Below are 12,122 nucleotides of genomic sequence, written 5' to 3'. Positions count from 1 at the left end.
CATTTAGAAACTCCATGCGTGCTTTCTTTCACTCCCGTCTGGGATCTCAATCAGTGGCGTAATGATGAAAAAAACAATTCTCGCAGCCGGTGCTGCTCTGGCGCTTTCCGCTTCTTTTACTGCTAACGCAGCGGATAACAGCAAACCTGAATACGTTTCCGACTGGTGGCACCAGAGCGTAAACGTGGTGGGCAGCTACCACACCCGTTTCGGACCTGTTCCGCGTAACGATACTTATCTGGAATATGAAGCGTTCGCCAAGAAAGATTGGTTTGATTTCTACGGCTACCTGGATGCGCCGGTCTTCTTCGGCGGTAACACCGGTGCGAAGGGGATCTGGAACCACGGTTCGCCGCTGTTTATGGAAATCGAGCCGCGTTTCTCTATTGATAAACTGACGGGAACCGATCTGAGTTTCGGTCCGTTCAAAGAGTGGTACTTCGCTAACAACTACATCTACGACATGGGTCGCAACGAATCTGGTCGTCAGAGCACCTGGTACATGGGTCTGGGTACCGACATCGACACCGGCTTGCCGATGAGCCTCTCCCTGAACGTCTATGCGAAATACCAGTGGCAGAACTACGGTGCCGAAAACCAGAACGAATGGGACGGCTACCGCTTTAAAGTTAAATATTTCGTGCCAATCACCAGCCTGTGGGGCGGTCAACTGAGCTACATCGGCTTTACCAACTTTGACTGGGGTTCAAAACTGGGCGACAGCCGCTACTATGTTAACGGCGAGCAGTTCCGCACCAACAACTCGATTGCTTCCAGCCATATTCTTTCGCTGGGCTACGATCACTGGCACTACTCTGTGGTTGCGCGTTACTGGCACAATGGCGGTCAGTTCAAAGATGATGCAGCCCTGGGCGATAGCTATGTACGTTCTACCGGTTGGGGTGGTTACCTGGTGGTTGGTTACAACTTCTAATCCCGCCGCCTCGCATAAAAGCCGACCCGATGGTCGGCTTTTTTATTGCCAGCGCGCTTTCTGCAGGTTAACAAAATCCTGCATTGATCTGTCCGCGCGTTCCGTAAATGTCTTGCCTGTAAAAGCGACCGACGTGCAGCGATCGAGACGAAAACAACGATAGTCATCGCGCAACGTACACCACGACACCAATACCCACACGCTGCCCATAAACGACAGCCCTAATGGATGGATCACCCGCTCCGAGGCTTTTCCTTTGTCGTCTTTATAATGCAGATGCAGCTCCTGATGCAGCCGCATCGCCTGGTGCATCACATCAAACCAGACGCGCACCTGGGGATATTTATCAAAATTGGGTGAAACGATGCGGTTGCGTTCAGCCGTAATGCGTTTGTCGTAAGGCAGCACCGCCAACAGTTTTTCCTGCGCCGAACCGGCAGCTTGTGCCAGCGTATCGCCGCTCCATGTTTGCAACATGCCGATAGCGGCGATCAATGCTTCAACCTCAAGACCCGTAAACATTAACGGCGGCAAATCGAAACCGGGCAATAAGCGGTAACCGCTGCCCGCTTCGCCCTGAATCGGTACGCCGGAGAGCGACAAGTCGCGAATGTCACGGTAGATGGTGCGTTCAGAAACCTCCAGCCGCTCAGCCAGTAGCGCCGCCGTCACGCGACGTCGGGTACGCAGAACCTGAACTATCTGAAACAATCGATCAGCACGACGGCTCATAACTTATCCGGATGAAGAAAAGCCCGCGCATGCAGCACGGGCATCAGTGGTTCATGCAGGTTGATGCAATCCAACCCGGTTACCCTCACTGTCAAGAATCAGGGCAATAGTACCAATGTCCTGCGGCAATACTTCCGGGCCAAAACAACACTCACCGCCCTTTTCACGCACGCGTTCCAGCGCAGCCGCAAGGTTTGCCGTCGCCAGGTAAACCACTGTACCACCGCTTGCCGGCTGGAACATTGCCCCTTTTACCAGCGCGCCGCCGGTGGCGGGTTTTACATGCGGAAAAACCGCCATCTCAATACCGGCTACAGTCTCATGGCGAAACTGGCCGCCTAAGACATGCTCATAAAACGCTACCGCACGATCCAACTGCTGTACCGGCAATTCAAACCAATTCACTAATGTGTTCATGCTCTGTTCCTCTGCGTTAAAAAAGTCAACACAGCGAGTCTGCATGAAGGCTCCTGACAGCATATTGTCAGTAGGGATCGTCTTACTATTTTCCCTTCCGCCGCGATAATTATCCGAAAAACATAATTAACCAAACCATTAATGAGCAGGCTATATATTCAAAGCAAAATGATATCTATAGAATCCGCCCCCTGCCGTAATGGGTAGCCGACACAAACAGGAATTTCACGCTAAGGAACAGGGAACAATGTGGGCAGTTGAAATGCAGGGCGTCAGTAAAAGTTATTTATTAGGACAGGTTCGTGTTGACGCATTAAAAGAGGTGACGCTCAACATTGCGGCAAAACGGTTTACCGTATTATCCGGTCAGTCCGGCAGTGGCAAAACGACACTCCTGAATTTAATCGGCGGCATCGATACTCCTGATAGTGGTCGTCTGGTGATTGCCGATCGCGAAATGAACAGCCTCAACGACGACCAGTGCAGCGCTTTTCGCGCCCGTAATCTTGGATTTATCTTCCAGAATTTCAATCTTATCCCGGTGCTGACCGCGCGCGAAAACGTGGAAATTCCGCTTCTCGCTCAGCGTCGAACGGCGGCCTGGCGCAAGCAGGCAGTCAACGACATGCTTGAGAGCGTCGGACTTGGCGATAAAGCCGATTCATTACCGAACCAGCTCTCTGGCGGCCAGCGTCAGCGCGTCGCTATCGCCCGCGCGCTCATTCACCGCCCAATGCTGGTGGTGGCCGACGAACCCACGGCGAACCTCGACAGCAAAACCGGCAAATCCATTTTACAGCTGTTACGGCGTTTACAGCGGGAGCATGCCGTTACGGTGGTGTTCTCTTCCCACGATCCGCAGGTGATTGCCGAGGCCGATGATCTGTATGTCGTCCACGATGGCAGTGTGAACGGCGCGAGCGATCGATAAGGAGAGAACATGCTGAGACTAAAAACGCTGAAACACGCGCTGCGCAACCTGCTGCGCAACCGTCGCCGTACCTTATCAACGCTCTGTGCAATTGTGGTTGGTGCCGTCGGTATTCTGTTGTTTGGCGGTTATAACCACTCGATCAAATACAGTTTGCAAACGACATTTGTGCGTAGCACCGGTCATCTGCAAATTCAGCATCGCGATTATTTACTGCACGGCACGGGAAACCCGGCGCAATACAGTATCCGCCATTACCAGAAAGTGATGAATACCATTGCCCGCGATCCGGTGCTGCAACCAATGCTCACCGTCAGCACACCGGTGCTCATGCTGACGGGCATCGCCGGGCATTATGCGGTCGGTACGTCACGTCCGGCACTGATTTACGGCAGTGAAGCCGCAGGTAAAGTACAGTTGAACAAATGGGACGAATACCACCTCGGTGATTTCCTGCAAAACCGCCAGATATATTCTGGTGCCGCAGCAGATTCGGCATTTATTGGCGGCGGTCTGGCGCGTTTGCTGCAATTATGCGATCTCGCAAAAAGCCAGCCTTGCAGTGCTCCTCCGGCAAAAGAGAACCACGCCGCCGATCTCCCAGACGATCTTCTGCAACTGTCGCAGCAAGCGCGACAGGCACACACTGCGGATAGCGACAATTACATTGAACTGCTGGCGGCATCCGGTAACGGCGCGCCGAATATTGTGCGCGTTAAAGTAGAAGGCATTCAGCCGCAACCCGCTCGCGAGCTAGACGATAGCTTCGTCGGCATCCATCTGCACCAGGCGCAACAACTGCTATTTGGTCAGGAGCCGCCAGGCGCGACGGCTATCATTCTGCAACTGCACAGCACCTCACAAATGGCGGCAGCGCGAGCGCGTCTCCAGCAGCTTTTTGCCAGCGAACTCGCCGATTATCCCCTGGCAGTATACGACTTCACCGAGCTACAGCCGTTGTATAACCAGGTACTGAAAATGTTCGGCAACATGCTCAATTTCATGCTGGTTCTTATCCTCGCCATCGCGCTATTCACCGTCAGTAACACCATGGGAATGGCGGTAATGGAGCGCACGGTGGAGATTGGCACACTGCGGGCTGTCGGGCAGAAACGGCGTGATATCCAGCGCTTGTTCCTCAGCGAAGGCTCGCTACTGGGGCTATTTGGCTCAATTATCGGGGTAATCGTCTCTTTATTACTGGCCTATCTGATCAATCACGCCGGGCTTACCTGGCAGCCTCCCGGAGTGACTGTGCCAATCAGGATCCACATCAGCGTGTGGGGCGAGTGGGCAATGATGAGCAGTGTGGTCGGCGTGTTGTTGCTGATAACCGTGATCTCATCGTGGTGGCCTGCACGACGCGCGGCGAATGTCTCTATCGTCGAGGCGCTGCGCCATATCTGATCCCTGCCTTTCATCTGTTAACAAGGAAGAACGTAATGCAATTGCAAAAGAAACCACTAGCGCCATTGTGCCTGGTGTGGCTCTTGTTGGCCGCGATGCCAGCAAGTGCCGCGCTTGATGCGCAACAGATCCTGAAAAAAAGCGACGAGGTGCGTAACCCGGATCGCTCCTTTAGCCTGGTCACCACGCTTATCAGTTATAAAAACGGCAAGCAGAACGACACCAGCAAACTGGTGCTTTATTCGCGCGCATCGCCGAATGGCGGTCAATTCCGCAGCCTGCTGCGCTTTATCAGCCCGCAACGCGATGCGGGTAAATTGACGCTGAAAAGCGGCCGCGATCTCTGGCTTTATGATCCGGCGAGCCAGGCGAGTGTGCCGATTTCCCCGCAACAGCGCCTGTTGGGGCAAGCGTCTAACGGCGATGTCGTAACGGCAAACTGGGCCGAGGATTACAAGGCAAGCCTGCTGGCAGAAGAACAGATCCAGGACGGCGAAAAGCAAATGCGCGACTGCTACCACCTCCATTTGGTCGCAACCAATCCGGACGCGCCGTACCCTTCAATGGATCTTTGGGTCGATAAAAACGATTTCAAAAGCCGTAAAGCGGAGTTTTATGCCGTTAATGGCAACCTGCTGAAAACGACCTGGTATCGTCGCTACGAACCCGCGCTGGGCGGTGTGCGTCCCACCGAGGCGGTGATTATTGATGGCGTTAACGCCCAGCTTGTTACCGTTCTGCGCCAGCAGAACTTTGCCTGGCGGGATGTCCCGGAAGCGTGGCTACAGCGCGATTATCTGGCGCACTTTAAGGATACAGAGCAATGAAGGCTACGCGCGCGCGCGTAAGCTGGTTCATCGCACTCGGCGCGCTGTGCAACGCTTCTGCCAGCGCACAGCAGGATAGCACTCTGGCGGCGCTTGAACTGGCGGACAAAACCGAGTTTACCACCGTGGAAAACAAGGCGATGAGTGCACTGCTCGAAATAGCCAGCAGCCTGAACGAAAACAGCGCCAAAGAGCAACGCGTATCACTGGATATGCGCTGGGACAAAAACCTGCTACGCAACTGGCGGGTTGTCCTTTCGAACCGCTTCGACAGCCGTTTCTCTCACCGTCTCACTCAAAACCGCAACATCAATACCTTGCGTGAAGCCTGGCTTAGCTATGTGCTGACGTCCCAGGCCTCCATCGATGTCGGGCGCATTAACACCCGTTATGGTGTTGCGCTGGGCTACAACCCTACCGACTTTCTTGGTCGCGGTACTGTGCGTTCAGCTATATCGGCCGATCCGGAGTCCTTGCGCAGCAACCGTCTGGGCAATGCCATGATCCGGTTGCAAAAATTTTGGGACAAGGCGTCTGCAACGGTGATCTGGTCGCCCAAAATCAGTGCCCGTCGGCGGCAGAACAGCGCCAGCCTTGACTGGAATGCCAGTAACCCCCGTGAACGCGTCTTGCTGGCGGGAAGCTATCGCTTTGCCGAAAACCTTAACCCTCAGTTATTGCTGCTACAGGAAGAACACCGCTCCCCTCAGTTGGGCGTAAATCTTTCGCGGGTGCTGTCGCGCTCCACGCTGGTCTATGCTGAATGGGCGGGAGGACGCCAGCCCTTCAACTGGCAGGAAGCGCTGCCCGAAAGCCAGTGGGATATGGCGTGGCGTAATCGTGCAGCAGTGGGTTTAACCTGGACTGGCGAGAACCATTTAACCCTGCGCCTGGAGGGCCACTATGACGGCAGTGCTGACAGCCAAAAGGCCATCTCCGCACTTCGTACCGCGCCACCGTATATCGCTGCACAGATCGCCGCCGCTCCCGCAGACAGCACAGCGCAGCAAGTACAGGACGGGCTGACACCACGCCGTGGTGCGCTGTTGCAGGCGTACTGGAAAGACATCGCTGACCAGTATGATTTCAATCTGATTTGGCAGCGGGATTTGCAGCGCCAGAAAAATATGGGATTTGTGGAGCTAAGGCGTCACCTGAATTCGGTGGATATTGCCCTTCAGTGGCAAAAAATCTACCGCGCTGAGGTGAAAAAGACCTATAACGTGCAGCCAGACAGGCGCTGGCAACTCTCTGTGGATTACTATTTTTAAATCGTACGATATTGCCGGAGCATCATCCTCTCTGCCCACAATGGGAATACGAATAACGATTCATCACCACAGCAGGTATTGAACGGCAATTCATCCGTTTGGGAAATATAACAGCCATGCAAATGACGCTGACAGTTTATCTCTCACATCTTATAAACCGGGATTAAATATAATGGTCATTTTTCTTACTGGTCAGATAGAAAACAGGAATAGAACATCGTATCTTCTCTATCCCGCTTACATTCCTCAGGCAGGTTTAGGAGGTTAATCTATGTCCATTAATATTTTAATTGTGGATGAGCATGCAATTATACGTCGGGGAATGGCCTCGATGATTAACTCACTAAAAAACAGCAATCTTAATACTGATAAACTTGATATTGACGTTATCGGCGATACCAATGAGCAAACAGAACTTCTTGATATTCTCGCCAGTAAAAAAGTGGATCTTCTCTTTCTTGGTTATGGCCTGCATACCATTAAAACCGGTAACCCTGTGTCGGAACTGGATGGCGTGGCGCTGGTGAAATGGATTTCAAGCCGTTACCCCCATACAAAAACCATCGTTTTATCTCCTTATAACAATACGAATCTTATTCGTATTGCGCTGGAGGCGGGTGCCAAGGGCTATATAAGCCGTAACACCAGCGAACGTACGCTCTGGCGGGCCATTACGACAGTGCTGATGGACGAAGTCTATATTGAGCGAGGGTTAATGGATTCACTTTTCTGCCGCGATGCGCTGAGGCCGCAGGAATTATCAACGCGCGAAAGTGAAGTTTTACGCTTATTATGCCGCGGGCTTTCGTTAACAACGATTTCCAAGCGCATGAATATCAGTATTAAAACGGTCAGCGCACATAAACTCCGCGCCATGGGAAAACTCAATGTGCGAACGGATTGCCAGCTTTATTGCTTATTATTTCAGACGCGGATGTTTGATATCGCCATGTGAATCGCTGCTCCGCTTTTAATTTATTACATGACAAATAAAAAGGCCTCTGTATTTTCCAACTCAGGCCTTTTTGTAGAGTTTAAAAATTATCACCGGTTATTTAATCCATTTATTGATAACTTCCTGGCTGCAAGGCTTGAATAAACAGCCATCCATTCCTGCCGCGATGCACTGTTCAACGACCTCGGCTTGCGCAATGGCGGTGAACCCCAACAGGGTTGCACGCCTCTCTCCTGAACGCTGCTCTTCCGCGCGTATCAGCTTTGCAAGCGTGAAACCGTCCATCACCGGCATGTTGCAATCAATCAGAATGTAATCGTAATTGCGGGTCATAAGCCAAAGGGTGAGCGCTTCTTCTCCATTCGTTGCTTCGCTGACCTGATGACCGAGAAATTCAAGTTGATGACGCAACAGCATAAGGTTCGGCGGATAATCATCAACAATGAGCACCCGTTTTACGCCGGAAGATGAGCGCCTTACTGGTGCAGTCGACGCATGCTCAGCAGGATTTACCGCTACAGCAGGCAGACGCAAACGCACATGAACAGCGGTGCCTTCACCGGGGGTACTTTCCAGCGTTAATTCGCCTTTCATCAGTTCGCATAGTGTACGGCAGATAAACAGCCCAAGCCCTGAGCCGAGCCGCGAAGCGTCTTTATCGGCATCCAACTGGGTGAAGGGGTTAAAAAGCCTTTTTTGGTCTTCGGGTGTAATTCCAATACCGGTATCTTTGACTGTCAGTGAAACCGCAATCATCCCCTCAACTACTGGTTCATGTTTTAGAATGATGTCTATTGAACCTTCGCGAGTAAATTTAACCGCATTACTTAACAGGTTAGAAAGGATCTGTTTATAGCGATGAGGGTCAATTTTTAGCAGACACCGATCGCCACCTTCTACATGCATATTAATAGCTAGCTGTTTTTGATCGGTCGCCTCTTTGAATAACAGTGCCACAGAGCGTGTTAACGCAATCAGCTCCTCTTTACGTGGCGCGATTGCCATACGGCCCGATTCAATCCGTGAAATATCCAGAATATCCCCCACGACAGCGAGTAAATTTTTTGCGGCATCGTGCGCAACCTCCAGCATTGGCTGTGGCTGCTGCGCCAGCACATTCTGTTTGATTTGCAGTTCCAGAATGCCAAGGATCGCGTTTAACGGCGTGCGAATTTCATGGCTCATCACCGAGAGAAAATTCGTCTTCGCCCGATTTGCCGCTACGGCTTCATCCCTCGCCTCATTCAATTGCTGAATGAATTCCTGCCGCTCAGTCATGTCTATCCAGCCACTTAAAACACCATTGTTTCTGCCATCGCTCCCATGAAAAGGAATGATCCAGTAGAAAACGGTGCGTGATTGTGCAGAGTGATTAAACGTCAGCAACCTGTCATGCATGTGCGGGACACCAGTGGTGATCACCCGTTGATAGTCGCGATGAATCTCACGGAGCATGAAATCCGGCAAAGGCAAAACATCGACAGTTTTCCCGTACACCTCTTCGCGCGTGACGTTCATCTCTTCCAGATAGCGGATATTGCAACTGACAAGCTCCCCGCGCAAATTACGCACCGCGACCGGCCAGGGGACGGAAAACATCATATTGCTCATGCAGGAGAGTTGCTCTTTGAGCCGCTGTTGCATGCGTATGCGCTGGTTGACCTGGCGTCTGAGTGAAATGATCCACATCATCGAGATGATAACTATCGCCAACATCACCAGACTAATGACCTTGATATGACGGCGCCCTCCCTGCCAAAACACGCTCTTTTGCGCGTCAAATCCAGCTTTATTCACCGGAAACGTGTTCACGACTGCCGATCCGATAGGATGGACGACTTGCACTTCTTGCACTTTTTGCTTTTCTGCTGCTCCACCGCCAGAAATATCGGCTGTATGAAAAACGATATTCGCCGGACGAGCATTAGCCGCGAGGCAGCAAGTGAAGAGTAGCGATAATAAAAAAACGCACCACTTAATACGGTGAAAAATAAAAGAACGCATTCTCTTTCCCAGGTTTTAATTGCTGATCAATGCAACAGGTAAAAATACTATTTCTATTCCAAACCGGGCATACTCACAGTAAATCAACCGAACAGAAAAACCAGTTGCTTATAATCTTTAAAGATGAGCGAAATAAAACGCTGACGCATTGTTGAAATATTTCCCTCGTTTATTACTCCCTCATCAATCAGCTGCGGCAACCGTTCCATCACAATGCAGCTCCGTATCGCCCGGCGCATTCCCAAAAGATACCAGGAAGATTTCATTCGGTGGGCAAGATTCGCGATCTGAAGATGTGTTCCAGCCCTTGCGATGCTGTCGAGTTGTTGAATATCGGCGGCTAGCGTCTGCAAAAGTTTAGACACCATGGCATCAATTATCGGCTGCTGATGATTTGCCAGAAGATGTAATTCACGCAACTCCGGTTTTTCCATATCCCTTGATAGAAAAGAGCAGCGTAAGCGCTCTTTAGATAAAGGAAAGTACAAAACATGATCGAAGCCTTTCAGACGCAGCATGGATTCTGTTTCTGCCTGTTCTTCATCTATGCAGGCCAATAATAACGGCGGTAAGGTTACTTCTCCTGCCAATTCCGCAGTGAGAAGTTTCTCAACGAAAGCAATACCTGAATTTGCATTCTCGCGTAAATCGACCAGTAACGCGTCCCAGGAATGACGGGAAAGCGCATCCTGCGCATCGCTTATATTGACAGTCGCGATATGTAAATCACTGCAAAAGCGCAACTGTTGTTCCGCACTGTACGTCGCAAGTAGTGTCTGCATTCCATGCATAACCAACTCCATGTCATTAACTTGTTAATCCAATTTGTTGCAGGTATTGATAGAGCTCGTACTCGGAGGTGACACCCAATTTACGCATGGCACTTTTTTTCTGTGCGCTGACAGTTTGTTTCGTCCTGCTAAGCCGGGTACTGATATCGTTCACCGTCATACCGCGCAATAACAGGCGCAGCACCTCATTCTCTTTTGGCGTCAGCTTCACTTCGAGTTGCGCTGCAGCCTCTTCTTGCAGCGTGTTTGTTTTCGGGGAAATAGCAGGCCAGGTGAGCGCTTGCAATGTCTGTAATAGTCTTGTCGACAAACTGGCTTTATTTAATACCGAGTGTACTCCGAGACGGAGTAATGAATGTTGAATACCGGGATTATTGATCATAGAAACAACGATTATCAGTAAATCTGGCCAGCGTCTTTTTAATAATTGAATGAGCGCCAGACCATCGTTGTACCGCTCTCCGGGCATGCTGAGATCGGTTATCAGAATATCGATTGCGTGTTGCTCCAGCTTCGCCACGACTTCATCGGTGGTCATGGCTTCATCAATGATGAGGTATTGCGCGGAAAGTGGTGCGAGCAACGTTCTCATCCCCATCAAATAAATAGGGTGATCATCAGCAATCAACACTTTTTTAGGTTTCAACACGCTTACAAATCTCTGGTTACAACCATATCATTACGAGTTCCCGCACTTTAACAAAAAAAAATGGCAATGCAGAATGAATATTTAATAAAGGAAAGAGGCTCGCATTTTATAAAAATAATAAAGCGGAATTGATATGATTAATAAATATACGTGCTTTTATTATAAATAGAAAAAATACTATAGATAAAAAAACCGCAGCACGTGGCTGCGGTTTGTTCTGTACAACGAATGGTTACGGCAGAATAGACGGTTGGTCCGCCCCTTCTTTTTCCACCTTCTGCTGCAGTAAATGCTCGCGCTTCATCCCCATTTTCAGCGCCAGAGCAGACGCGACATAGATAGACGACGCCGTACCGATGGAAACACCGATAAGCATGGTCAGCGAGAAGCCCTTCAGCATCGCGCCGCCAAAGAGATAAAGCATCAAAATCACGACTAACGTCGTACCGGACGTGATCAACGTACGGTGCAATGTTTGCGTCAGAGAGATGTTAAAGATCTCGTATGGCGTACCGCGGCGGATCTTGCGGAAGTTCTCACGAATACGGTCAGATACCACGATGCTGTCGTTAAGCGAGTAACCAATTACCGACATCAGCGACGCTACGATGGTCAGGTCAATCTCAATCTGGAACAGCGAGAGTACGCCCATCGTGATAATAACGTCGTGCGCCAGCGCGATAACCACGCCCGCCGCCAGACGCCACTCGAAGCGGAAACCGACATAAACCAGAATGCTAATCAACGCAACCAGCAGCGCCATCCCACCCGTTTGCGCCAGGTCAGCGCCCACGCTCGGACCGACAAACTCAATACGTTTCACGGCTGCGTTCTGGCTGGTCGCTTCGTTAATCACGCTAACGACTTTACTTCCCAGCACCTGACCACCGGTTTCGCCCTGAGCAGGCGGCATACGTACCATAATATCGCGGCTGCTACCGAAGTTTTGCAACAGCGGCTCCTGGAAGCCCGCTTTCTCCAGCGCGTCACGCATCAAATCCATATCCGCTGGTTTTTCCAGCGAGATTTCGATAACCGTACCACCGGTAAAATCCAGGCCCCAGTTAAAGCCGCGAACCCCCATCACAACGATGGAGAGGATCAGCAGCCCGCCGGAAATAATAAAAGCCCAGTTGTCCCAACGCATAAAGTCCCAGACTTTACGGCCGTGGTTCAATTGTTCAACAGTATAATCCTGTGCCAC

12 protein-coding genes are annotated in these 12,122 nt (G+C 51.0%); 6 read left to right on the top strand and 6 right to left on the bottom strand.

All coding sequences use genetic code 11. The annotated features are described in order from the left end of the window. The first annotated feature begins 64 nt into the window (after positions 1–64). A complete protein-coding gene (locus IP581_RS05015; RefSeq protein WP_086873242.1) occupies positions 65–934 on the top strand; it encodes a nucleoside-specific channel-forming protein Tsx in 870 nt (289 codons plus the stop codon). A 42-nt stretch (positions 935–976) separates the two neighbouring features. Here the strand turns inward: IP581_RS05015 and IP581_RS05010 are convergent, their stop codons facing one another. Both IP581_RS05010 and IP581_RS05005 read right to left on the bottom strand, forming a co-directional pair. Then, on the bottom strand, positions 977–1,666 hold the full coding sequence (locus IP581_RS05010) for a helix-turn-helix transcriptional regulator (RefSeq protein WP_097401410.1): 690 nt from the start codon (positions 1,664–1,666) through the stop codon (positions 977–979). 51 nt (positions 1,667–1,717) lie between these two features. Next, complete coding sequence (locus IP581_RS05005) at positions 1,718–2,083, bottom strand: VOC family protein (RefSeq protein WP_097401409.1); 366 nt, start codon at positions 2,081–2,083, stop codon at positions 1,718–1,720. Positions 2,084–2,330: 247 nt separating this feature from the next. Between IP581_RS05005 and IP581_RS05000 the strand changes: the two genes are divergently transcribed. The 5 genes from IP581_RS05000 to IP581_RS04980 all read left to right on the top strand — a co-directional run bounded on the left by IP581_RS05000 (position 2,331) and on the right by IP581_RS04980 (position 7,474). Next, entirely contained in the window at positions 2,331–3,014 is a 684-nt protein-coding gene (locus tag IP581_RS05000; protein ID WP_086873240.1) for an ABC transporter ATP-binding protein, read from the top strand. Positions 3,015–3,023: 9 nt separating this feature from the next. Continuing rightward, positions 3,024–4,421 (top strand): ABC transporter permease, encoded by a 1,398-nt coding sequence (locus tag IP581_RS04995; RefSeq protein ID WP_193821893.1) that lies wholly within the window; start codon positions 3,024–3,026, stop codon positions 4,419–4,421. Between the two features lie 35 nt (positions 4,422–4,456). Continuing rightward, complete coding sequence (locus IP581_RS04990) at positions 4,457–5,248, top strand: outer membrane lipoprotein-sorting protein (protein WP_193821892.1); 792 nt, start codon at positions 4,457–4,459, stop codon at positions 5,246–5,248. Continuing rightward, complete coding sequence (locus IP581_RS04985; protein WP_193821891.1) at positions 5,245–6,519, top strand: hypothetical protein; 1,275 nt, start codon at positions 5,245–5,247, stop codon at positions 6,517–6,519. The genes IP581_RS04990 and IP581_RS04985 overlap by 4 nt, the downstream gene beginning before the upstream one ends. A 271-nt stretch (positions 6,520–6,790) precedes the next feature. Further along, the gene (locus tag IP581_RS04980) at positions 6,791–7,474 is read left to right on the top strand and encodes a LuxR C-terminal-related transcriptional regulator (protein ID WP_193821890.1); all 684 of its coding nucleotides are present in this window, start codon (positions 6,791–6,793) and stop codon (positions 7,472–7,474) included. A 96-nt stretch (positions 7,475–7,570) separates the two neighbouring features. Here the strand turns inward: IP581_RS04980 and IP581_RS04975 are convergent, their stop codons facing one another. From IP581_RS04975 to secF, 4 genes are all read right to left on the bottom strand, one after another. Beyond that, entirely contained in the window at positions 7,571–9,478 is a 1,908-nt protein-coding gene (locus tag IP581_RS04975) for an ATP-binding protein (RefSeq protein ID WP_228007816.1), read from the bottom strand. Between the two features lie 83 nt (positions 9,479–9,561). Further along, positions 9,562–10,269 carry an Hpt domain-containing protein gene (locus tag IP581_RS04970; protein ID WP_193821889.1) on the bottom strand — a complete coding sequence of 236 codons (708 nt, stop codon included), beginning with the start codon at positions 10,267–10,269 and terminating at the stop codon, positions 9,562–9,564. Positions 10,270–10,285: 16 nt separating this feature from the next. Beyond that, complete coding sequence (locus tag IP581_RS04965; RefSeq protein ID WP_193821888.1) at positions 10,286–10,918, bottom strand: response regulator; 633 nt, start codon at positions 10,916–10,918, stop codon at positions 10,286–10,288. Between the two features lie 232 nt (positions 10,919–11,150). Then, positions 11,151–12,122 (bottom strand): protein translocase subunit SecF, encoded by a 972-nt coding sequence (gene secF / locus IP581_RS04960; protein WP_086873233.1) that lies wholly within the window; start codon positions 12,120–12,122, stop codon positions 11,151–11,153.

The sequence above is a fragment of the Kosakonia pseudosacchari genome, from assembly GCF_015167415.1.
In the GTDB taxonomy this organism is placed as follows: Bacteria; Pseudomonadota; Gammaproteobacteria; order Enterobacterales; family Enterobacteriaceae; genus Kosakonia; species Kosakonia pseudosacchari.
This window is presented reverse-complemented; position numbering and strand designations above follow the sequence as displayed.